Below are 23,615 nucleotides of genomic sequence, written 5' to 3'. Positions count from 1 at the left end.
AAAAATAAAATCTTTCACACTGTTATTCATTTTTATTCCTTTAATTTATGGCGCAGGCCCAATTAAAACTAAACTTCTTGGACGTTCTACATAACCTTCACGACCATCTGGAATAATTTCGATTAAATCAATTTGTGTAGGTGTAATATTCACCACACGACCATGATTTACCCCCATATAGCTACCACGCTGGATACGCTCAATTTCACCATCAGGTGTTTGAATCAATGCCAAAATTTGACCATTTTGACGCATACTGCCTTTCATAGTCAGTGACTCAAGTGCGTAATTTTCCAGTGGTTGTAACTGGCGAGCAAGGTTCGGATAAACGCGCTTCCCTGCCATAATTTTAAGCTCTGCCGCCAATGAACTTGGCATAAATGGGCTTTTGAGCTGGTGTGCTGCATAGTTAAAGGTTGGTGCAGGCTCAAACACAGGTGCAGGTTCAATGGGTAGTGGTGGCTGATTACGAATTTCAGCCATTTGTGCATTGACTGCATCAATCCGTGAATCACACCCCACCATCAACAAAGTCGCCATCAGAGCCAACGAAAGCTTTTCAATTTTCATTATTTCGCTCCTCCAGCATTACCCGCGGTTTGTGCATCTGCACTGCCGACATAACGATAAGTTTTTGCTTGTGCTTTATAGGTCACTTGCGGAATATCGGTTTTCTTGTCTTTATTTTCAGTCGCCACAATTTCAAAGTCGTGCATGGTCACAATACGTGGCAATGCTGCTGTACCGCTTACGAATGAACCAAAGGCATGATAATCGCCTGTCGCTTCAATTGAAATTGGCTGTTCAATAAAGAACTCTTGTTTAATTTCGTTCTCTAAACGAATGTTTTTAAACTTCAAACCTGAATTCACGCCTGTGACGTTAATATCTTCAACCAAGCCTGGAATTTCAGTTTCTTTTGGCAATTGTTCAAGTTGTTGGTTAAAGTTCGCTTCCATTTCTTGTAATTGCGCTTGGTATTGCTGCAAATTACGCAATTTAGAATCTTTTTCACGGAACTCATTTAACAAGTTTTGTTCTTGTGTATGTGCTGCTGCAATGGCATCTAACTTTGGCTTGATTACGACAAAGTAACCTAAAGCTAGAATCAGGAAAATAATAAAAATCCAGCAAGTAATTTTGACCGAAAGTGGCCAAGCACCATAATTGTTAGGATCTAGGGTATTGAACTGTTGAAAAAACTTTTCAACTGTCATTTTCTTTTTCGGAGCAACAGCAGCATCCTGATTTACTTCATCAAATTCATCGAGACTCATTGTGCTGCCCCCGCTGCTGATGTTGAATTAGATTCTGTTGGTGTTACTGGAATTGCAATTTCTTCTAAATCTGAAGTTACTACAAAAGTACCGTAACTTTCCTCTACACGAGGAACCACAGAGCTTGGTGCTTTATCTTTATTTTCTTCTTTGGCTAAGAATGAATTCATAAATGCATTGCGATACCACGGCGATGCTTCCAAATTACGCAAGAATTCAGCCACAGTATTTGGACTTTCAGCCTTGCCTTCAAAAGTGAGTTTATTGCCTGTACGGCTCACTTTGGTTAAGTACATATTGCTTGGTGTCACACGCACCAATTCATCCACCAAACGCACGGCAATTGGACGCTGACTTTGTAAGCCCTGAATAAGCTTCATGCGCTCAACAATAGCATTACGCTGTTCTTGCAAGCCTTCTAAAGATTTTAATTGTACATCTAGGTTTTGGTTGGTACTGATCACCAATTGATTGGCTTGTTCTTGATCTTGTAACTTCGCGTTGTAGAAGAACCACGCCAAAGCCACCAATAACACCCCAACAGCAGCCGCTGCAATACAAAATACAATAAATTCTTTTTTACGTTTTTCTCTTAGCTCATCGCGCCAAGGGAGTAAGTTAATCTTTGCCATTAATCAAAACTCCTCATTGCTAAACCACATGCCACCATCAATGACGGCGCATCACTTTCAATTCTTTTAATGTCGATTTGTGGAGAGAAGCCCATTTGTAAGAATGGATTGGCAATGGTCACACGGTAGCCCAGTTTTTGCTGCAACAACTTCGCAAGACCTGGAATATTGGCATTCCCCCCTGCCAATAAAATGTGATCAATTTCGTTAAATTGTGAAGATGAGAAAAAGAATTGCAATGAACGTGCCGCTTGTTGCACCACCGCTTCTAAGAACGGTTCGAGCACCTCTACATCGTAGTCATCTGGCAAAGTACGGCTTTTTTTCGCACGTCCTGCTTCTTCATACGACAAACCATAACGGTTTTGAATTTCTTGTGTCAGCTGCTTACCGCCAAAGGTTTGCTCACGGGTATAAATAATTTTGTTATTTTGCAGTACCGACAAGGTGGTCATGGTGTGACCAATGTCTAGAATACCAATTGTGTTCACACCCATTGGCAGGGTATCGGAGAACACTTTAAAGGCATTTTCAATTGCAAAACTTTCAACATCAGCAATTTTGGCGGTCAATCCACCTAAATCCAATGCTTCAACTCGTGCTTCCACGTTTTCTAAACGTGTTGCAACCAGTAACACATTGACTCGGTTTGGATTGGCTAAACGGTCTGGTTGGACTTCAAAGTCTAGGCTGACTTCATCTAATGGGAATGGAATATATTGCTCGGCGTCCATACGAATTTGAACTTCACGCTCATCGCTAGTCATATCTGCATCCATTTCAATGATTTTGGTAATCACCATTGAGGTTGGAATTGCTAATGCTGCAGATGTAGATTGCGTGTTTGCTAAGTTCAATGCACGTTCAAGCGCATCCCCGACTGCTTCTGGATTGAGAATGTTTTTTTCAACCACACTGCCTTCTGGAAGTGGGACCAGCGCATAGCTCTCGACCCAGTATCTACCATTCTTAACAGAGAGTTCTAATAACTTAACAGAAGTAGAACTAATATCTACACCTATTAACCCCTTACTTGGCTTACGATATAACCTACGCACAATAGTACCATTCCTATTATTTTTTTATCCCCAAAAAAATTTAACCTACTAATCCGCGCTGGTCTATAATTTTTTACGGATACAATAATTCATCTAACAATCCGTAAATCTACTCGCTATACTGACCAGCAATTAGTTTGCTATTAGCGCTTATTAAAACGCACTTGTTATGAAAAAGCTATCTTGTTCGGGTCGTGTTCATCCATTTTTTTTGATCATAATTATAATTTTGGTCGCAATACCGATGGGTTTCTATGGCATGTATCTCTATATTGCCCCATCTTTGCCAGAAATGACCACCTTAAAAAAAGCGCCATTATTAAAACCATTACAGGTTTATAGTGCCGATAATGAGCTAATTGCCGAGTATGGCGGCAAGCTTTCTGTGCCTGTCGATTATGAACATATTCCTGAAAAATTCATTTTTGCGTTCTTAGCAGCCGAAGATTCTGCTTTTTTTGAACACAGTGGGATTAGCTTCAAAGGCTTGGGGCGCGCGGTGAGCGAGGCGGTAACAGGCTCCAATGTGCAAACTGGCGGCTCGACCATTACTATGCAAGTGGCAAAAAACTATTATCTCAGCCCTGATCGCACTTTAAAGCGTAAACTCACCGAAATCTTTTTAGCGCGTAAAATTGAACAAAACCTGAGCAAAGAAGAAATTTTGACCTTATACGTCAATAAAATCTTTTTGGGTAAAAATGCCTATGGCATCGCGGCAGCTGCCAAAATTTATTACAACAAAAGCCTAGAAGAACTGTCGATTGCACAAATGGCGATGATTGCAGGCTTACCTAAAGCACCTTCGCGCTACAATCCTGTGGTGAATCCTGAACGTGCTTTGGAGCGTCGTAACTGGATTTTGGGACGTATGCTGCAACTGGGCTATATCAATCAAAATGAATACCAAAAAGCCATTGCTGAACCGATTAATTTAGATATGCCAGACCGCAGCATCAGCAATAAACATCCGTATATTGGTGAAATGGTGCGTGCTGAACTGGTCAGTAAATTTGGTGAACAAGCGGTTGATTCGGGCTATAAAGTTTACACCACGGTAGACAGCAAACGTCAAATGTACGCAGAACAGGCGGTACAAGAAGGCTTAGAAGCCTATGACCGTCGCCACGGTTGGCGTGGTGCAGAGGCACACGACAAACCACTGAATGAGTTTCGTGCTTATGCCAACACCTACCCTGCGCAAGTCAACAAAGTGCTGAATAATTCTTTTGAAGCGTTAATGCAAGATGGCACAACGGTTACTGTACCGTGGTCAGGCATGTCTTGGGCACGTCCCTATCGCAATGCCAACAGTGTAGGCAATGCGCCAAGTCGTGCGGCACAGGTTGTAAAAGTCAAAGATATTGTCCGTTTACGTCCAAATGAAAATAAAACCGCTTGGTCATTGGTACAAGTACCGAAAGTACAAGGTCAATTGGTCGCAATTAACCCGAATAACGGTGCCATTGAAGCGTTGGTCGGTGGATACAACTTCTATCAATCCAAGTTCAACCGTACTTTACAAGGTTGGCGTCAACCGGGTTCGACCATCAAACCTTTTGTATATGCGCTGGCTTTAGAGCGTGGTATGACACCACATACTATGGTCAATGACAGTCCAATCACCATTGGCAAATGGTCACCACGTAACTCCGATGGTCGTCATCTAGGCATGATTCCGTTACGTCGTGCGTTATATTTATCTCGTAACACGGTTTCGGTACGTTTATTGCAAAATGTAGGGATTGAACGTACCCGCCAACTGTTCATGGATTTTGGATTGCAGGAAGATCAGATTCCGCGTAACTACACCATTGCATTGGGCACGCCACAAGTTTTGCCTATTCAAATGGCAACGGGCTATGCCACTTTTGCCAACGGGGGTTACCGTATCCAACCGCACTTCATTAACCGTATTGAAGATGCTTATGGCAAGGTGATTTATCAAGCTAATCCTGAATATGCGTGTATTGCTTGTATTAACGCCAAAGAACAAACACTTGAAAGTGCCGAAGCCACTACGCCAGATGATGAAGTGATTGAAGTGACCAATAAAAAACTGGCACAGGCCGAACAAGATCCAAAATTATTGGCAGAGCGTAGTCAGTACAAACAGGCACAACGTATTTTAAAATCTAGCTCGGCGTATGATATGTCCAATATTTTACGTGACGTGATTCAACATGGTACTGGACGTGCTGCGCTTAGAATTGGTCGTGGCGATATTGGCGGTAAAACAGGAACCACCAACGATGCCAAAGATGCTTGGTTTGCAGGTTTCAACGGTAAACTGGTGACCGTAGCTTGGGTCGGCTTTGACCAACCGACCACTTTAGGACGTCGTGAATATGGTGGTGTGGCAGCGCTGCCAATTTGGACAGACTTTATGGGCAATGCACTCAAAGGTACACCTGAAGCTTGGGTCAGTTTGGACAGCAAAGCCAAAGCACCACAGCGTGAGCTCAATCAAATGAGTGCAGAACAACAGCAAGACTATCGTGCTTCACCGCCATTGGCGCGACCTCTGTATCGACCTGCGCCTGCAGCACCAGTACGCGCGCCTGAGCGTGATTTTGACGATTTACCAGGCGAGGAAGTATTAATTCCTGACAACGCTGCACCGCCTACCATGCAAGCGCCAAGCAACAGCCCTACCAAACCCAATTCAGCACTCAAACCTGCTCCCGATGCGTTAGAAAACTTAATTGACGAAGTCTTGTAACAGCAGACAAGCAGTCAGAAAAAGCCCTCATTTAAAAAATTGAGGGCTTTTTTTATGGGCAACTCGAACTTACTTTTTCTGAAACAGATAAATTTGATGTTGTGCTGTCACATCAAATTGGGTTTGTTGTTCCAAGGCCTGACGGCGCTCTGCTTTAGCTTTGTAGGCATAAGGTGTCATGGCAATTAAATGATTTAAATCGCTTTGATTGAGCTGCAACGGCGTTTCCACTACGCTAGCATCGACTAAATCAAAGGCATCTTGTAATTGAACGATAAATTTTTCAGGTTCATGTGGCTTTACTTCTTCAAACAAAGCTTGACGCATCGCCAATAAATGCTCAGGCGCAGGCGTCACCACTAGCAAATAACCTTGTGGTTTTAAAACCCGTAAAATTTCCTGTTGCGGAATTGGGCTAAACAGGCTGGTACATAAATCAATACAATGTTCCAAAACAGGCAAAGTCGCCCCCGTCCCCACTACCCAAGTCACTACAGGATTCAGTTTTGCCGCCACTTGTACGGCATTCTTGGCAATATCCACCCCGACACATTGCAATACTTCGCCTTGCATGGCAGCAGTGTAATAGCCTTCACCACAGCCTATATCCAACAAATTTTCGATGCGTAAGGTGCGAATTTTTTGCACCACCGCCTGTTGCAAAGGCACATAATGACCTGCACTTAAAAATGCACGACGTGCCTGCACTGAAGCAGGTGTATCCCCTGGATTTTTACTGTGCTTATGCTGCACCACATGTAAATTGACGTAGCCTTGTTTCGCAACATCATAGCTGTGATTGCTGGCACAACGCCACGTTCGATCATGCAGTTGCAATACCTGACGACACACAGGACACATCAGCAAATTCATCATTTTCTCCAGAGTAAACCACATAAAAAAGTCGGCAACTGCCGACTTTTAAAATTTTCGGTTGGATAGGCTTAACGTAATTTTAAGGTCATTAAACCTAAAACCACCAGCATAATTGTGATAATCCAGAAGCGAATCACCACTTGGGTTTCGCGCCAACCTTTCTTTTCATAGTGATGATGCAACGGCGCCATTAAGAATACCCGTTTATTGCGCATGCGTAGTGAACCAATTTGCAGGAATACCGAAATCGCTTCAACCACAAACACCCCGCCCATAATCGCAAATACGATTTCCTGACGTACCATCACGGCAATCGTACCCAGCATTGCCCCCAAAGACAATGCGCCGACATCGCCCATAAAGACTTGTGCAGGATGCGCGTTATACCACAGGAAGGCTAAGCCTGCTCCAATCATCGCGGCACAGATTACCACCAACTCAGACGCATATTTCACATAAGGGATATGCAAATAATCAGCAAAACGAACATCCCCCGCCAAGTAGGCAAAGACGCCCAAACCTGCCGCAACCAACACGATTGGCATAATTGCCAAGCCATCTAAACCATCAGTTAGGTTTACCGCATTTGAGGCACCATTAATCACCAAATAGGTAAAGATAATGAAGCCAATACCGAGTGGAATCAACGACAATGGAATGCTGAAATCTTTAAAAAATGGAATCAACACATCCAGCATATCTGCAGTTTGTGCAGGATTTGGCTGTTGGGTTGCAATCACATACAATGCAATACCCGCACCCAATGATGCTACCGAAGTCCAGAAGAATTTTTTACGCGCTGGCAAACCCGCATTGTCTTTGTAGCGAATTTTAATCCAGTCATCTGCCCAGCCTACAGCGCCAAAAATGACCATAACTGCCAGTACAATCCAGACGTAAGGGTTAGATAAATCTGCCCACAATAGGGTCGAAATACCAATGGAAAGTAGGATTAATACCCCGCCCATGGTTGGCGTACCCATTTTTTTGGCATGCCCTTCAGGTGCATAAGAGCTGACTGCCTGACCGTATTTTAATGCTTGTAATTTACGAATCATCACAGGGCCTAGCACCAAACCGATGCCAAGCGCAGTCAATACACTCAGTAATGAACGTAATGTTAAATAACGAACCACCTGAAACGAGCTGTTATAGCCCGCCAGCTGTTCAAATAACCATAACAGCATTTAAATTTTCTCCATCAATGCAGCCATCAACGTTTCCATATGGGTATAACGAGAACCTTTAAATAGGAAACTCATGGACTGAGGTTGATGTGTTTTTACCAGATCAATTAAAAACGGCAAGGCTTGTTCTTGAGTGACAAAAGCCTGTAATTTTTTTCCATATTGGGTACTGCGCGCACCTTCTTGGGTCGCAGGTGCAAATTCACCGACTGCCACCACAAAGTTGATGCCACGAATAGACACCAAATCACGCCCCAACATATAGTGCTGTTGTGCTGCGCTATTGCCCAGCTCACCAATATCACCGATTACCATAACCCGCACACCTGTTTGCTGTGCAAGGACTTCGCCTGCAGCACGCATAGAGGTTGGATTGGCATTATAGGTGTCATCAATGAATAAATGCGTGCCTTGCTGAATAAAGTTCAAACGACCTTTTGCCCCTTGTGCCTGTTCCAAGCCTGCGACAATATCATCTAAACTCACACCAATTGCCAGCGCAAAAGCGGCAGCAGCCGTGGCATTTTGTACATTGTGTTCACCTGCAAATGGCAAGTGAATTTGACGCACCCCTTGCGTGGTATTTAAACAAAAACTTGCCGATTGTGGTTGCAACTGAATGTCTGTCGCAAACACATCACCGCCTGCACCAAAACTTAGACGCTGTTCTGACTGAACCGCTTGCTGAATCTGTTCGGCAAAATCATCGGCAGCAGGGACAATGGCCGTGCCTTGTGGGGCAATATGTGCATAAATTTCAGACTTAGCCCGACAAATGCCCTCACGTCCACCAAACTCACCCAAATGCGCAGTACCAATATTGATAATGCCTGCCACCTGCGGCTGCACCAAGTTTGAGGTGTAATCGATTTCACCTTGATGACTGGCGCCTAATTCCATCACTGCATATTGATGGCTTGCATTCAACTCCAACAACATCATCGGCACACCCAAGTCATTATTCAGGTTGCCACGGGTAATTAAAGTCGGTGCCAAACGTGACAAAATACTACCGAGCATTTCTTTAGTGGTGGTTTTACCGCTACTGCCTGTTAACGCAATCACTTTTAATTGAGGATGTTGCTGACGACGAAATGCGCCTAAGTGTCCTAAGGCTAAACGGGTATCAGGCACGACCAATTGGCAAATATCTGCATCGACAGGCTGGCTGACAATTGCCATAGAACAGCCCTGAGTCGCTACTTGTGCCACAAAATCATGCGCATCAAAACGCTCACCTTTTAAAGCCAAAAAGGCATCGCCTGCTTCAGCATGGCGTGAATCGGTTAAAATACGTTTAATCTCGCCTTGCGGTGCTTGCCCATTGAACCAATAACCCTGTGTTGCCTGTTTGAGTTGTTCGGCAGTCCAAGGTTCTAAAATTGCGGTACTGGTGGTGGAAGTGTGCATACAAATTCCTTATTGGGCAGGATAAGCAGAAGGTGAACAATGCTGTGCATCTATCGCAGATTGCACTTCAACCACATCGTCAAACCAGTGTCTTACCCCATCTATTTCTTGATAGTTTTCATGACCTTTGCCTGCAATCAAGACAATATCGCCTGACTGTGCATGTTTGACTGCATATTTAATCGCTTCACGACGATCATGAATTTCATGGCTCTGTGCCACCGACAAATCGACACCTGTCTGCATATCGGCAAAAATTTGCAAAGGATCTTCTGTACGCGGGTTATCAGAAGTCAAAAGCACAACATTGGCATAGTCCAATGCCGCTTGGGTCATCAGTGGGCGTTTACCACGATCCCGATCTCCACCGCAGCCAAACACCGCCCAAAGCTGTGCGCTAACATGGCGTTTTAAGGTTTGCAACACTTGAATTAGGGCATCTGGCGTGTGTGCATAATCCACCACAAATAAACGCTCTGCATCACGCAACACTTGCATACGCCCCGGTGCGCCTTTGAGTTGTGCAGTCGTGTGTATTAAATCCTGTAATGCAAAACCTGCTTGCTCTGCTGCGATTAAACTCGCGACCAAGTTTTCAACATTAAAATGTCCGAGCAACGGACTTTGCACCACATATTCTGCCGTAGCAGTTTGTAGATGGAAACGTACACCATTCAGACTGTATTCAATCTGCTGTACTTGATAGTCTGCCGCTTGCTGCGTGGAATAAGTCAAAATTTTCGGTTGCGCAGGGTTCTGTTGCGCCGCTTGCAACATGATCCCAGCATATTCATCATCTAAATTGACAATTGCAACTTTTAAACTGGCAAACTGAAACAGCATGGCTTTGGCTGCAGCATACGCCTCTAAAGTACCGTGATAATCCAAATGATCACGGCTCAGGTTGCTATATACCGCAATTTCAATATCGCAGCCATTTAAGCGCCCTTGCTCCAAACCATGTGAACTGGCTTCAATTGCGGCAAATTTTGCCCCCTGTTGTGCATAGCTGTATAAAGCATTTTGCAGTTGCAAGGCATCTAAAGTGGTATGTGTTGAAGCTTCCAAATTAGGCAAAATTCCGTTGCCTGTGGTGCCCATTACCGCACAGCGTTGGGCTTGTAACATTAACAACTCAGCAATTAAGCGGGAAATCGTGGTTTTACCATTGGTGCCCGTGACTGCAAGCATACGCGCTAAAGGTACAGGCTGTCGTGCTTGTAAATATTGTTTTTGCCACTGTCCCATGCGCTGACGCACATCTGGCACCACCAAATTATTGGCAACTGCCAGTTCAGTTTCCGAAATCACCGCCAAAGCACCTTGATCTAAAGCTGCTTGTGCAAATTGTGCGGTTTTTTCAGGCTGCGACAAACTGGTCAGGGCAATAAAAATTTGCCCTGCTGTCACATGGCGGCTGTCAAGTTGAAAGCCCTGAAAGTCTTGTATCATCCAATCTGCAACGCGGGAACTGCGATAAATATGTTGAAAGCTGATAGACATGCGTCACCTGTTATTGGATGTTGGGAGTTTCTAAAGGTTTATCTAAAGGTACGTTCATTAAACGTAAAGATTCTTGCATCACACGAGCAAATACAGGCGCTGCCACCAAACCACCATAATACTGTCCTGTTGGATTTTCCACCACGACCACCATGGCTAAACGCGGATCACTGACTGGCGCAACCCCAGCAAACAAGGCACGATATTCAGTCTGTGAATAGCCTTTGCGGTCTGCACGAAGTTTATGCGCTGTTCCCGTTTTACCTGCAACCCGATAGCCTGGAATATTGGCTTGACGTGCCGTACCACCGGGTAACGTTACGGCTTCCATCATCAGTAGAACTTGATCGGCAATTTTAGCATCAACAATTTGTTCGCCTTTAGGCTGTTCTTCTAATTTGTATAAACTCAGCGGCATTTTTACGCCTTTATTGGCAAGCATGGCATAGGCATCTGCCAATTGCAGCACAGTGGCGTTCAAACCATAACCATAAGACATGGTCGCCACTTCCGACACATTCCACTTGCTTGGCGGCAAAATTAAACCTGCACTTTCACCCGGAAATTTCACTGCAGAACGCGCACCAAACCCTAAACGCTTATAAAAAGTCGGCAAGGTCGCATACGGTAAAGATAAGGCAATTTTCGCCACACCCACGTTTGACGATTTTTGGATGATTCCCGCCAAAGTCAGTGAGCCATAATTGTGAGTATCACGAATGGTATGATTACCCACCCGCATTGAACCACCACTTAAATTGACCACGGTATTCGGTGAATATTTGCCACTTTCTAGTGCCATTGCCACCGTCATAGGCTTCATGGTCGAACCCGGTTCAAAAGAATCCACCGCACCACGGTTACGCATGGCATCTTTATTGGACAAACTTTTTTTGTCATTCGGGTTATACGACGGCCAACTGGTCATCGCCAAAATTTCACCCGTTTTCACATCTACCGCAATTGCTGTGGCTGAACGGGCATTATTTGCCACCCCTGCTGCAGTCAATTCACGATACATAATGTATTGCAAACGTGAGTCGATACTCAGGGTAATATTTTCGCCCGGTTCAACCTCTCTCACCACTTCTGGGTCTTTGACACGGTTACCCTTTTTATCGCGCACGATTTGCTGTTCGCCATCCACGCCTGCCAAGCGGGTATTTAGCTGCATTTCCAAGCCTTCAATGCCTGTGCCTTCACTATTGGTCAAACCAATAATTTGTGCATTCGGCTGTGGCTGCGGGTAATAACGCTTATAGTTTTTCTCGGTATATACCCCTTGGAAATTACGTTTTAGAATCAGCTCTGCCTGTTGCGGCGGCACTTCTTTTTGTAAAACCAAATAACGTGAACGCGGACGCTCGTTCATTTTATTTTTCAGTTCTTGGCGATCCATCCCAACTGCATCGGCAAGTTCATCTAAATTCAAGTTTTTATCTGGCAATTGACGCTGCAATTTACGACTGGTCGGATTTTTTTCCAACTCGGCTGTAATTTCTTCAAACAGTTTTTTATTGTCAAAATAATCACGTGGATCAATCACCACTTTCATTACAGGGGTACTAATTGCCAAAGGCACACCGTGGCGATCATAAATCACCCCGCGCATAGCTTTGAGCTTTTCTGTTCTTAAAATATTGGCATTGGCTTTGTTTTGTAAAAAGTCATGGTTCACAATTTGCACATAAAAAGCACGTCCCACCAGTGCCACGAACACCAGCAGTACCACAGCCCACATTAAGTAAAAACGCCACATTTCTACATGAATGGCATTTTTTCCAGTTACCGATTGCTGTTTCTTTCGGGTTTGCTTTTTACGCGTATCGACCATGTGCAACTCGCCTTATTGTTGTTCTGAGGTTGTAGGCAAAGAAATCACCACAGTTTGCGGTGCGGGCGGTGAATACATACGCAGTTGCGTCACCGCACGGGTGCCAATTTGTGCAGTTGCACCAAAGGTCTGCTGTTCAATTAACAAACGCCCCCATTCGGCATTTAAGTCATCTCGCTCGCGCATATAAGAACTCAGCTCACGATAATCATGGCGATATTCAAACACTTGAAACACCACCATAATCGCGCTGATAAATACCAGCGCCAATAAAATAAAATAGGCGACCATTTTTTTCAGTCGCACTTGAGATTGATTTTTTTCAACGGTTTCAGTTTTCATTATTGGCCTTTTCAAGCTAATCGTTCTGCAACACGTAGCCATGCGCTGCGTGAGCGTGGATTGGCTTTGACTTCTTCATCACTGGCACGCACACGTGATATTTTTTTCAATCGACGTGTATCTTGTTGCTGTTGTGGCAAGCCCCAACCCGAATCTTCAGGCAGGCTCGATTCTTTTTGAATAAACTGTTTAATTAAACGATCTTCCAAAGAATGGAAGCTAATTACCGCCAAACGACCTTCGGGTTTTAACACCTCAACGGCTTGCGGCAAGAAGTTTTCAATATCTTCTAATTCTTTATTAATCGCAATACGAATTGCCTGAAAAGTACGTGTTGCAGCGTGTTTGTTTTTTTCCCACTTCGGATGGGCAACTTTTACAATTTCAGCCAATTGTGCGGTAGTTTCAATATAACCCGCCTGTTTAATGGCTTTGGCAATACGGCGGCTATAACGCTCTTCACCATATTGAAAAATCACATTGGCTAAGGCTTCTTCTTCAATATCCACCAGCCATTCTGCCGCAGTCGGGCCTTGTGAGTTGTCCATACGCATATCAAGCGGGCCATCTTTCATAAAGCTAAAACCGCGTTCTGCCTGATCTAGCTGTGGTGACGACACGCCTAAATCGGCCATCACACCATCGACCTGAGTGACGCCCAAATCATTCAACGCTTGCTGCATATCGGCAAAACTGGCATGAATAATCTGAAAGCGCGAATCTTGCTGCGCCAATTCTGCTGCCACGGCCAAAGCTTGTGGATCTTTATCAAAGGCATAGACTCGTGCCTGCGCATCCAATTTGGATAACAACAAACGCGTGTGTCCACCTCGTCCAAAGGTGGCATCGACATAAATTCCTGTATTACGATCTGCCAACACGGCATCAACAGTTTCATGAAGTAATACAGAAATATGCGACATAAGGTTCAATCAATACAGCTAAAATGTAACTGCACATTATTACCTTGTTTTGGCAAAGCTCCAAACGTCTTTTTGTAGATAAATATTACTTTCCATAGGGAAAACCGTTTTTGACTTTTTTAAAGCACAAAAAAATCTCCGTAGAGATTTTTTTGTGTGCCAATCCAATAAAAGATTAGCCGAAAATGGATATCTGTTTAACGCTTAGTATTATAAATTTGGTCGAAAATCGCACCATTCACAAAATGTGTTTTTTGTGCATTTTCCCAGCCACCGAACACTTCATCAATCGTGAAGGTTTTTAATTTCGGGAATTGTGCTGCATATTTTGCAAGGACTTTTTCATTACGTGGACGGTAGAAATGCTTAGCCGCCATTTCCTGACCTAAAGGTGAATATAAATAGTTGATATAGCCTGTCGCTAACCATTTATTGCCATTTTTTTCTACTGTGCGGTCTACGATTGCCACCGAAGGTTCAGTCAAAATAGAAATAGATGGATAAACAATATCAAACTTGTCTTTGCCTAAGGTTTTTAAAGTTACAAGGGCTTCATTTTCCCAAGTCAACAACACATCACCAATGCCACGTTCAGCAAATGTAGTCATCGACGCACGTGCTGCCGAATCCATCACTTTTACATTGTGGTACATCTTGCCCACAAATTCTTGCGCTTTGGCCTTAGAGCCGCCCGGCTGCTTTTCTGCATAACCCCAAGCCGATAAATACACCCAACGTGGCAAACCACCTGTTTTCGGGTTAGGGGTAATAATTTGTACGCCTGGTTTGGTTAAGTCATTCCAGTCTTTAATGTTTTTCGGATTGCCTTTACGCACCATAAAGACGATGGTCGAGGTATAAGGCGCAGAGTTATGAGGAAATTCTTTTTGCCAACCTGCTTGGATTTGACCTGACTTTACAATTTCTTCAATGTCATTCGCCAATGCCAAAGTGACAACATCGCCCTTTAAACCATCGACCACGGAACGCGCTTGCTTACCCGAACCACCATGCGATTGTTTAAAGTTGACGTCTAAACCTGTACGTTTTTTCCAGTACTGACCAAACGACTTGTTAAATTCATCATAAAATTCGCGGGTTGCATCATACGATACATTTAAAAACTGACGATCTGCAGCCTGAGCAGTCGTTGCAGCAAAACCTGTTGCCAATAGAGCAGCAGCCAATAAAGCTTTCAATTGAGTTTTCATTACAGCACACATCACCTTTAATCTGTCGCTCAATATATGCAATGCTCAGGCGCTGCGCAATTTGTAAAAAACATGCAAAAAATGATTAAATTCAAATAATTTAGCTTTAATTAATTGTTTTTAATCAATTTAATTCAAGATGCGGCGTTTATTCCAAATTTATACCTTTTTATGGATTAGATATATAAAAAGTGAATAAAACTTTGATCCGTTTTTAGACTCAACGGTAAAATAAGCGACATCACAGCAATCAAACCCGCTTCAAAACTATTTTATTGTGACTTTTGTAACAATCTTCACGATATCTCCACAGTTGTTTGTTACAACATGTTCTAAATCAAAGATCATCTGAAAAATCGGTATATAGTGAGTAAATGATGATAAAGATCTTATTAAGAGTGTGACGAAAATCTACTTTTGTTATGATTTTTGTGATTAAATATTAAAGTGATTAAAACAATTTATAAATTGTGAGTTCACTCATAAAGGAAAGGGGGAATCAAAATGAAATCTAAACTCATGTTCGCAGTATTACTCAGCTTAAGTACAGTCGGTCACAGTGCAGTGATCAAATCTGCTGAAAGTAAAACCCATTTAACTGCGGAAAAGGGGTCTTTAATTGAAAAAGCCCTTACCCAACAAAAACAGGCAGACAAGCAAAAGTTTGAATCAAATAATGATTTAAAAGTGCTGACTTCCATTCATGTCGCTCCAACTCAAAATTTCTTTGCCTTGCAAAATCAGCGTTTTAGCCGTTTTGTACAAGCCTTATTCCCGCAAGATAACTCATAACTCCGCATTAAATTCACTGCCTTTAATCCCCTTTTCAAATGCAGTTGAAACGCCCAAGTACAGAATGTTGAATTTAACATTAAGTACTTGGGCTTTTTCGTTATAATGGTTGCAATTTACATTTTGAATTAATTTTTGCTTATGACTGTTCGTACTCGTATCGCGCCTTCTCCTACTGGTTTCCCGCACGTGGGAACAGCGTATATCGCCTTGTTTAACTTATGTTTTGCCAAACAACACGGTGGTGAATTTATTCTTCGTATTGAAGATACTGACCAACTGCGCTCAACCCCTGAATCTGAAAAAATGATTTTGGATTCATTGCGTTGGTTAGGCTTAAATTGGGCAGAAGGTCCAGATATCGGCGGCCCACATGCACCGTATCGCCAATCTGAACGTATGGATATTTATAAGCAATACGCCTTGCAATTGGTTGAACAAGGGCATGCTTTCTATTGCTTCGCTACTAGCGAAGAACTAGATCAAATGCGTGCAGAACAACAAGCACGTGGTGAAAGCCCGCGCTACGATGGTCGTGGTTTAAACTTGTCTGCAGATGAAGTGCAGCGTCGTTTAGCGGCAGGCGAAGCGCATGTTATTCGTATGAAAGTGCCAACCGAAGGCGTATGTAAATTTAATGACATGCTGCGCGGTGAAGTGGAAATTCCATGGGCGCAAGTCGATATGCAAATTTTGCTGAAAACAGATGGCTTGCCAACTTACCATTTGGCCAACGTGGTCGATGACCATTTGATGCAAATCACTCACGTGATTCGTGGTGAAGAATGGATTCCATCGGCACCGAAACACCAATTGCTTTATCAATATTTTGGTTGGGATATGCCTGTGTTATGCCACATGCCATTGTTGCGTAACCCAGACAAATCAAAATTATCTAAACGTAAAAACCCAACTTCAATCAACTACTACAAAGACATTGGCGTATTACCTGAAGCTTTGCTGAACTATTTAGGTCGCATGGGTTGGTCAATGCCAGATGAAAGTGAAAAATTCACCTTAGCCGAAATGATTGAACACTTTGATATTCAACGTGTTTCACTAGGCGGCCCTATCTTTGATGTGGAAAAACTCAATTGGCTGAATGGTCAATGGATTAAAGTGCTTTCACCTGCTGAGCTGTTAGATACCTTATTGGCTTGGAAAGCAGATCGTGCCAAATTGGAAGAGATTGCTGCCGCGATTCAACCGCGTATTAATTTACTCTCAGAAGCGGTCAATTGGTCTGCACATTACTTCAACCATTTCCCAAGCTTGAGCAAGGAACAGTTTGAAAGTAAAAAACTGTCTGAAGAACAAGTGCGTCAAAGCCTACAATTTGCAATTTGGCGTTTAGAAAGTCTATTTACTTGGAACAACGACACGGTGAGCCAAACCCTAATGGATTTAGCCAACCAAATGGAAATCAAATTGCGTGATTTCATGCCTGCGTTCTTTATTGCAATTGCAGGTTCAACCGCATCTACACCTGTGATGCAAACCATGGTCACCATTGGTCCTGACCTGACCTTTGCGCGTTTGCGTCATGCCTTAGAAGTGGTTGGCGGACCAAGCAAAAAAGAAGTTAAAGTCTGGGAAAAACTGAATGAAAGCATCAAATTGCCGAAAAATGATGCAATTGATCCAGCTTAATTCATTTTTTTGTTGACGTGTGCGCGCAATAGCCCTAATATTGCGCTCACACAGACTGGGGTCATAGCTCAGTTGGTAGAGCGCTACAATGGCATTGTAGAGGTCAGCGGTTCGATCCCGCTTGACTCCACCAAGTTTAAATAAGGCTTTACCTGTGTTGCCTCATCAAGTCCCTATCGTCTAGAGGCCTAGGACATCGCCCTTTCACGGCGGTAACCGGGGTTCGAATCCCCGTAGGGACGCCATATTCAAGATGAATATAAATTCACTTATCTTCATCTTATAATAAAGCTCAAGCAATGACTTGGGCTTTTTTATTGCCCTGTTTTCTGACAGACTGTTTTTGATTTGCCGTACATTTGGTTAGAATAACGATCAGATTAGAATTTTGGAGTTGTAATGCAATACCGATGCCCTAAATGTCAAAGCCCAAAAATCATGCCTGTTGCGCAGGCAGGTCAAACAACACCGCGTCCTGTGGTGCCAAAAAGCTTGGTGATGCTTATTCCAGCGGTATTTGTCTTATTACTTCTTGTCTTGATCAGTATCGCCATGTGGATTTTTGGTGATGGTGCAGGCACAACCTTACAAAGCATTACTGTGGCGGTATTTGTGCTGTGTGTAATTGCAGGTTTCTTGTTTTATCGTGATTTGCCTGATTTCAAAATTTCTATGCAAGCCTTTATGCAGTCACAAAAAAAATGGAAGTGCCGTGAATGTGCACATGAGTGGGAAGTTTAAACCTCACTGGTCTACATCTAGATTAAGAAAAATGTTGCTAGGTTGATCACAAGACCACATCATCGAGCAAATATAAAAAAACCAGCCTTCTCGGCTGGTTTTTTTAATGAGAACTCAAGTTTTTAGACTTAAGCGCCAATTTTACGGTATTTGCTACGTTTGGTTGCCAGATCATCACCATATTTCTTACGGCGATATTCTTCAAACTCAGTATAGTTACCTGTAAAGAATTCTGGTTGCTCATCTTCGAATGACAAGATGTGCGTTGCAATACGGTCTAGGAACCAACGGTCGTGCGATACCACCATCACTGTACCTGGGAAGACTAAAATTGCATCTTCCAGTGCACGTAAAGTTTCAATATCCAAGTCGTTTGATGGCTCATCCAGCAAGATCACGTTTGCGCCCTGCTGTAGAATTTTTGCCAGTTGTAAACGGTTACGCTCACCACCCGACAATTCACCAACGCGTTTTTGCTGATCCTGACCTTTAAAGTTAAAGCGACCAATATAAGCACGCGATGCAATTTCATAATCGCCCACTTTCAAAATGTCTAAACCGCCAGAAACTTCTTCCCAAACAGTTTTGTCATCATCTAGAGTGTCACGAATCTGACCGACATAAGCCACTTTTACCGAGTCACCTAAAGTCACGCTGCCCGTATCAGGTTGCTGCTCGCCAGTCATCATACGGAATAAAGTCGTTTTACCCGCACCGTTTGGACCGACAATCCCCACAATCGCTGCAGGCGGCACAGTAAAGGAAAGGTTTTCGTAAAGTAAGCGATCACCAAATGACTTGCTGATGTTTTCCACTTCCACCACTTTGTTCCCTAAACGTGGGCCAGGTGGAATATAAATTTCAGAAGTTTCGTTACGCTGTTGGAATTCACGCGAGTTAAGCTCTTCAAAACGCTCCATACGCGCTTTGTTTTTCTTTTGCTGGCCTTTCGCATTAGAACGTACCCATTCCAATTCTTTTTTCAAGGCTTTAGCAAAAGATTCTTCTTGCTTCTGTTCTTGCTCTAAACGGTTATTTTTCTGCTCTAACCATGAAGAGTAGTTACCTTGATATGGAATACCATGTCCACGGTCAAGTTCTAAAATCCATTCTGCAACGTTATCCAAGAAGTAACGGTCGTGGGTAATTGCCACAATCGTACCCGGGAAGTCTTTTAAGAAACGCTCTAACCAAGATACAGATTCTGCATCCAAGTGGTTCGTCGGCTCGTCTAGAAGCAGCATGTCTGGTTTAGACAATAACAAACGGCATAAAGCCACACGACGACGCTCACCACCCGATAATTTGTTAACATCAGCATCCCAAGCTGGCAAATTTAATGCTGCCGCTGCTTGTTCAAGCTGATTGTTCAGGTTGTGTGCATCCCAAGTTTGGATAATCGCTTCTAACTTCTCTTGCTCTTTTGCAAGTTTGTCGAAATCTGCATCTGGATCTGCATATTCTGCAAAAACTTGGTCTAAACGCTCTAAAGCATCTAAAGCTTCACGCACACCATCTTCCACGTTGCCGCGTACATCTTTGCTCGGGTCTAGTGGTGGTTCTTGCTCAAGATAACCAATTTTGATGCCTGGCTGTGCACGAGCTTCACCAGAGAAATCTTTATCTACGCCCGCCATAATACGGAGCAAAGTCGATTTACCTGCACCGTTTAAACCAAGCACACCAATTTTCGCACCTGGGAAAAATGATAAGGAGATGTCTTTCAAGATTTCGCGCTTAGGCGGAACCATTTTCGACACTCGGTTCATCGTATAAATATATTGGGCCACGTAGGACTCCTCAATAGAAAACCAAATCTGGGGCTCAGATGAGCAGCCCCTGCTCTAATGAGCGAAAAAATAATCGGGTATTATACCTGAATACGGAGAAAAAATAAGACACCACAAACATCTTGCATGCTTTGTTACAACTCTAGCGATCAGCGGATAAGCACAGGACTTTTTGCCTGCTATATCAAATTTACAGCTAAATATTGCAGCATTTTTACACTTTCTTTCATATTTAAAAGTGCTAGACTCAAACCAATTTAACTCACGAAGATGAAGTAAACATGACCTATAAAGACGAAACTTTGGCCATTCATGCAGGCTATAGCCCAGAACCAACCACCAAAGCCGTGGCTGTGCCTATTTACCAAACCACTTCTTATGCCTTTGATAATACGCAACATGGTGCCGATTTATTTGATTTAAAAGTACAAGGCAATATTTACACCCGTATTATGAACCCAACCACTGCAGTATTGGAGCAACGTGTTGCAGCACTTGAAGGCGGGATTGGCGCATTGGCTTTAGCATCGGGTATGGCTGCAATTACCTACGCAATTCAGACCATTACCGAAGCAGGCGATAACATTGCTTCAGTATCAACTTTATACGGCGGTACTTACAACTTATTTGCCCACACCTTGCCTAAACAAGGCATTGAAGTACGTTTCTTCGATTATCAACAGCCTGAAAGCTTACGCGACCTGATTGATGACAAAACCAAACTGGTCTTTGTAGAATCCATTGGTAACCCATTGGGCAATATTATTGACCTTGAAGCGATTGCGAAAATTGCGCACGAATACGGCATTCCAGTGGTGGTGGATAACACTGTAGCCACGCCTGTCTTGCAAAAATCATTTGATTTTGGCGCAGACATCATCATTCACTCACTGACCAAATATATTGGTGGTCACGGTACGTCTATTGGCGGCATTATTGTCGATAGCGGTAAATTCCCTTGGGGCAAATATCCTGAGCGTTTTAAAGCCTTAAATACACCTGACCCAAGTTACCATGGTGTGAACTATGTAGAAGCCTTAGGCGCTGCAGCATTTATTGCACGTGCACGTGTAGTACCACTACGCAATACAGGTGCAGCGATTAGCCCGCATAACGTATTCCTAATTTTACAAGGTTTAGAAACCTTAAGCCTGCGTATGGAACGCCATACTGAAAACGCGCAAAAAGTAGCGGAATATTTACAGGCACATCCAAAAGTGAAATGGGTCAATTACGCAGGTTTGAAAGATCACCCGCAACATGCGTTGGCACAAAAATATGTGAAAGGCAAACCTTCTGCAATTCTGTCTTTTGGTGTGCAAGATGGCCGTGAAGGCGGAACCCGCTTTATTGATGCACTGCAATTATTCACACGCTTGGTCAATATTGGCGATGCCAAGAGTCTGGCTTGCCACCCTGCAACCACCACTCACCGTCAGTTGAGTGCAGATGAACTCAAAGCGGCTGGTGTGAGTGAAGATATGGTGCGTTTATCCATCGGGATTGAACATGCCGATGACTTAATTGCCGATTTAGAGCAAGCTTTAGCAGCCGTATAAAACTCATCAGTTCAAACTTTGTACTGGCATCCTGCTGATTAATTTCAACAGGATGCTTTTTTATTTTAATTTTTCTTTGTATGTCTTTGCATTAGCTTTATTTCATGGTAAAAATAAAGATATACAGCTCACAAAAATAGAGCAATTACTCTAAATTCATTTTTAAATTCAACCACTTATTCCATAGCTTTTTTTGTGCAATCGGCTATCATAAAGCCAAGTAAAACAGTTCAAATTCAGTCTGAAATTTGAATCGTCAATCTCAATAAAAATGACAACTCAGGAATCTAAATCAGGAATATTAGCGTGAAGCCAAAATTAGAGAAACTTTTTCAACAGCGTGTAAATGGTAAAGTTGCCCTTATTACAGGTGCATCGAGTGGTATTGGTTTAACCGTGGCACATAAGCTAGCCGATGCAGGTGCGCATGTGCTTTTGGTGGCACGTACTCAGGAAACGCTCGAACAAGTCAAAGCTGAAATTGAAGCACGTGGTGGCAAGGCTTCAGTTTTCCCTTGTGATCTAAACGATATGGACTCTATTGATGCTGTATCGCAACAAATTCTTGCCTCTGTCGATCATATTGATATTTTAATTAACAACGCAGGCCGCTCAATCCGTCGTGCAGTACATGAGTCGGTTGATCGTTTCCACGACTTTGAACGTACCATGCAGCTCAACTATTTTGGTGCTGTGCGTTTGGTACTCAATATTTTGCCGCAGATGATGCACCGTAAAGATGGTCACATCATCAACATCAGCTCGATTGGTGTATTAGCCAACGCAACGCGTTTCTCGGCTTATGTGGCATCTAAAGCCGCATTGGATGCGTTTAGTCGCTGTCTATCTGCAGAAGCGCATACACACAAAATTGCGATTACTTCGGTGTATATGCCATTGGTTCGTACCCCAATGATCGCACCAACCAAAATTTATAAGTACGTGCCCACCCTTTCACCTGAGCAAGCGGCAGATTTAATTGCTTATGCGATTGTGAAACGTCCGAAGAAAATTGCGACACATTTGGGTCGTTTGGCTTCAATCACTTATGCGATTGCACCAGACATTAACAACAAACTCATGTCGATTGGTTATAACTTATTCCCAAGCTCTACCGCTTCTGTGGGCGAGCAGCAAAAACTGAACTGGGTACAAAAAGCGTATGCGCGCTTGTTCCCAGGTGAACACTGGTAATTTATACACAATTCAAGTTTTGCTTTAGGCGACCTACGGGTCGCCTATTTGTTTTTACAGCTTAGGTTGAACAGCGCACAACAATACAACATCACTTCAACAATTTTTAAATTGTGCAGCCGCAACTTTTCATGTGATTTTAATATTGGTTTAAGAAATAGCATTCAAAATGACATTACAATAATGAAAGGTACAACACATGAAAACTCTGTATCTGTTTAAGCTATTTTGTTTTTCTGCTGCGGGCTTAAGTTTTTATCACTTATATACTGAGCTTACGCGCAATCATGTAGACACATTTCAAGTGATGACACTGACAGGCCTGGTGGTCTTGTTAGTCGAATTGGGCTATCGCAGCCAACTTGCCGTGTCCATGTCGCATTCATCTGGTGCGATGTCCGAAGTTTCTGCCTCTTCTAATTACAGTTATTTCATGTCTAAATTGGCAGCAGGCAGTATTGCCACAAGTTTTGTTCTGCAAGGCTTAATCCGTTAATTGCTTATTTAAGATCCACAATCTCAACCATAACAAAACATTCAATTGCACCGCATTTTTATGCTATAACACAGCTGTTTTAAGTATTTTGAATGGATTATGCGAGCACTGGCCCTCATTTTACAGTATGGCTGTTTTGCCTTTGCCTTGTTTCTGAGTTATCAGGTTGCAACGGCGCTTTATCAGCAAGAATATGAACTTTTAGAGGTTGTTGCCGATGTCGGCACGATTTTAATTTGTATTGATTTGGGCGTATTTTTATTTAGCAGCAAAGCCTCACAAGGTTTAAATCTTCAGGAATATGCTCGCCAACTTGAAGCACCACCGTCAAAACTAGTCGCAGTGACTCGTAAACTTGGACATTTGGGAATTATGCTGATTTTGGTGAGTTGGATTGTACCGTTGATTTAAAATCCAT

21 protein-coding genes and 2 tRNA genes are annotated in these 23,615 nt (G+C 43.1%); 10 read left to right on the top strand and 13 right to left on the bottom strand.

Annotated features, from left to right (window positions below; translation table 11 throughout):
- Nucleotides 1-45 precede the first annotated feature (45 nt).
- From FTU98_RS08065 to FTU98_RS08050, 4 genes are read right to left on the bottom strand one after another with little or no spacing between them, the layout of a single operon-like run.
- The gene (locus FTU98_RS08065) at nucleotides 46-570 is read right to left on the bottom strand and encodes a pilus assembly protein PilP (RefSeq protein WP_179997195.1); all 525 of its coding nucleotides are present in this window, start codon (nucleotides 568-570) and stop codon (nucleotides 46-48) included.
- A complete protein-coding gene (locus FTU98_RS08060) occupies nucleotides 570-1,277 on the bottom strand; it encodes a type 4a pilus biogenesis protein PilO (RefSeq protein ID WP_004974463.1) in 708 nt (235 codons plus the stop codon). Before FTU98_RS08060 ends, FTU98_RS08065 begins: the two co-directional genes overlap by 1 nt.
- Nucleotides 1,274-1,909, bottom strand: coding sequence for a PilN domain-containing protein (locus FTU98_RS08055; RefSeq protein ID WP_167846382.1), 636 nt, complete (start codon nucleotides 1,907-1,909; stop codon nucleotides 1,274-1,276). Before FTU98_RS08055 ends, FTU98_RS08060 begins: the two co-directional genes overlap by 4 nt.
- Complete coding sequence (locus FTU98_RS08050; protein WP_179991402.1) at nucleotides 1,909-2,967, bottom strand: pilus assembly protein PilM; 1,059 nt, start codon at nucleotides 2,965-2,967, stop codon at nucleotides 1,909-1,911. The genes FTU98_RS08055 and FTU98_RS08050 overlap by 1 nt, the downstream gene beginning before the upstream one ends.
- 169 nt (nucleotides 2,968-3,136) lie before the next feature.
- Between FTU98_RS08050 and ponA the strand changes: the two genes are divergently transcribed.
- Nucleotides 3,137-5,689 (top strand): penicillin-binding protein PBP1a, encoded by a 2,553-nt coding sequence (gene ponA, locus FTU98_RS08045; RefSeq protein ID WP_136144158.1) that lies wholly within the window; start codon nucleotides 3,137-3,139, stop codon nucleotides 5,687-5,689.
- A gap of 69 nt (nucleotides 5,690-5,758) precedes the next feature.
- On the opposite strand, the gene FTU98_RS08040 is transcribed toward ponA, so the two are convergent.
- The 8 genes from FTU98_RS08040 to FTU98_RS08005 all read right to left on the bottom strand — a co-directional run bounded on the left by FTU98_RS08040 (nucleotide 5,759) and on the right by FTU98_RS08005 (nucleotide 14,975).
- The gene (locus FTU98_RS08040; RefSeq protein WP_136144157.1) at nucleotides 5,759-6,562 is read right to left on the bottom strand and encodes a putative RNA methyltransferase; all 804 of its coding nucleotides are present in this window, start codon (nucleotides 6,560-6,562) and stop codon (nucleotides 5,759-5,761) included.
- A gap of 71 nt (nucleotides 6,563-6,633) precedes the next feature.
- On the bottom strand, nucleotides 6,634-7,752 hold the full coding sequence (gene mraY, locus FTU98_RS08035; protein ID WP_019836136.1) for a phospho-N-acetylmuramoyl-pentapeptide-transferase: 1,119 nt from the start codon (nucleotides 7,750-7,752) through the stop codon (nucleotides 6,634-6,636).
- Nucleotides 7,753-9,162, bottom strand: a complete 1,410-nt coding sequence (murF, locus tag FTU98_RS08030) for a UDP-N-acetylmuramoyl-tripeptide--D-alanyl-D-alanine ligase (RefSeq protein WP_180050944.1) — start codon at nucleotides 9,160-9,162, stop codon at nucleotides 7,753-7,755.
- A gap of 9 nt (nucleotides 9,163-9,171) precedes the next feature.
- Complete coding sequence (locus FTU98_RS08025; RefSeq protein WP_179997198.1) at nucleotides 9,172-10,665, bottom strand: UDP-N-acetylmuramoyl-L-alanyl-D-glutamate--2,6-diaminopimelate ligase; 1,494 nt, start codon at nucleotides 10,663-10,665, stop codon at nucleotides 9,172-9,174.
- Between the two features lie 10 nt (nucleotides 10,666-10,675).
- Nucleotides 10,676-12,499, bottom strand: a complete 1,824-nt coding sequence (gene ftsI / locus FTU98_RS08020; RefSeq protein ID WP_131260649.1) for a penicillin-binding protein PBP3 — start codon at nucleotides 12,497-12,499, stop codon at nucleotides 10,676-10,678.
- Nucleotides 12,500-12,511: 12 nt separating this feature from the next.
- Complete coding sequence (gene ftsL / locus FTU98_RS08015; RefSeq protein ID WP_104852659.1) at nucleotides 12,512-12,841, bottom strand: cell division protein FtsL; 330 nt, start codon at nucleotides 12,839-12,841, stop codon at nucleotides 12,512-12,514.
- A gap of 11 nt (nucleotides 12,842-12,852) precedes the next feature.
- The gene (gene rsmH, locus FTU98_RS08010) at nucleotides 12,853-13,764 is read right to left on the bottom strand and encodes a 16S rRNA (cytosine(1402)-N(4))-methyltransferase RsmH (RefSeq protein WP_004974437.1); all 912 of its coding nucleotides are present in this window, start codon (nucleotides 13,762-13,764) and stop codon (nucleotides 12,853-12,855) included.
- Between the two features lie 197 nt (nucleotides 13,765-13,961).
- Nucleotides 13,962-14,975, bottom strand: a complete 1,014-nt coding sequence (locus tag FTU98_RS08005; RefSeq protein WP_096901291.1) for a sulfate ABC transporter substrate-binding protein — start codon at nucleotides 14,973-14,975, stop codon at nucleotides 13,962-13,964.
- Nucleotides 14,976-15,479: 504 nt separating this feature from the next.
- Between FTU98_RS08005 and FTU98_RS08000 the strand changes: the two genes are divergently transcribed.
- The 5 genes from FTU98_RS08000 (at nucleotide 15,480) to FTU98_RS07980 (ending at nucleotide 18,158) form a co-directional block, all read left to right on the top strand.
- Nucleotides 15,480-15,767, top strand: a complete 288-nt coding sequence (locus FTU98_RS08000) for a hypothetical protein (RefSeq protein ID WP_154320244.1) — start codon at nucleotides 15,480-15,482, stop codon at nucleotides 15,765-15,767.
- A gap of 141 nt (nucleotides 15,768-15,908) precedes the next feature.
- Entirely contained in the window at nucleotides 15,909-17,417 is a 1,509-nt protein-coding gene (gltX, locus tag FTU98_RS07995; RefSeq protein WP_180050941.1) for a glutamate--tRNA ligase, read from the top strand.
- 57 nt (nucleotides 17,418-17,474) lie between these two features.
- Nucleotides 17,475-17,550, top strand: a tRNA-Ala gene (locus tag FTU98_RS07990).
- Between the two features lie 36 nt (nucleotides 17,551-17,586).
- A tRNA-Glu gene (locus FTU98_RS07985) sits at nucleotides 17,587-17,662 on the top strand.
- A gap of 154 nt (nucleotides 17,663-17,816) precedes the next feature.
- Nucleotides 17,817-18,158 carry a hypothetical protein gene (locus FTU98_RS07980; RefSeq protein ID WP_004974430.1) on the top strand — a complete coding sequence of 114 codons (342 nt, stop codon included), beginning with the start codon at nucleotides 17,817-17,819 and terminating at the stop codon, nucleotides 18,156-18,158.
- A 128-nt stretch (nucleotides 18,159-18,286) separates the two neighbouring features.
- Here FTU98_RS07980 and ettA read toward each other — a convergent pair whose 3' ends face one another.
- On the bottom strand, nucleotides 18,287-19,948 hold the full coding sequence (gene ettA / locus FTU98_RS07975; RefSeq protein WP_004974427.1) for an energy-dependent translational throttle protein EttA: 1,662 nt from the start codon (nucleotides 19,946-19,948) through the stop codon (nucleotides 18,287-18,289).
- Nucleotides 19,949-20,229: 281 nt separating this feature from the next.
- On the opposite strand from ettA, the gene FTU98_RS07970 reads away from it, so the two are divergent.
- The 4 genes from FTU98_RS07970 (at nucleotide 20,230) to FTU98_RS07955 (ending at nucleotide 23,608) form a co-directional block, all read left to right on the top strand.
- Nucleotides 20,230-21,507: an O-acetylhomoserine aminocarboxypropyltransferase/cysteine synthase family protein gene (locus FTU98_RS07970; RefSeq protein ID WP_004974425.1), complete on the top strand. Its 1,278-nt coding sequence runs from the start codon at nucleotides 20,230-20,232 to the stop codon at nucleotides 21,505-21,507.
- A 306-nt stretch (nucleotides 21,508-21,813) separates the two neighbouring features.
- Complete coding sequence (locus tag FTU98_RS07965; protein WP_004974423.1) at nucleotides 21,814-22,701, top strand: SDR family NAD(P)-dependent oxidoreductase; 888 nt, start codon at nucleotides 21,814-21,816, stop codon at nucleotides 22,699-22,701.
- Between the two features lie 199 nt (nucleotides 22,702-22,900).
- Nucleotides 22,901-23,197 (top strand): hypothetical protein, encoded by a 297-nt coding sequence (locus tag FTU98_RS07960; RefSeq protein ID WP_004974421.1) that lies wholly within the window; start codon nucleotides 22,901-22,903, stop codon nucleotides 23,195-23,197.
- A 99-nt stretch (nucleotides 23,198-23,296) separates the two neighbouring features.
- Nucleotides 23,297-23,608: a hypothetical protein gene (locus tag FTU98_RS07955; RefSeq protein WP_019838218.1), complete on the top strand. Its 312-nt coding sequence runs from the start codon at nucleotides 23,297-23,299 to the stop codon at nucleotides 23,606-23,608.
- Nucleotides 23,609-23,615 lie beyond the last annotated feature (7 nt).

The sequence above is a fragment of the Acinetobacter sp. YH12211 genome, from assembly GCF_013418015.1.
Lineage (GTDB): Bacteria > Pseudomonadota > Gammaproteobacteria > Pseudomonadales > Moraxellaceae > Acinetobacter > Acinetobacter towneri.
This window is presented reverse-complemented; position numbering and strand designations above follow the sequence as displayed.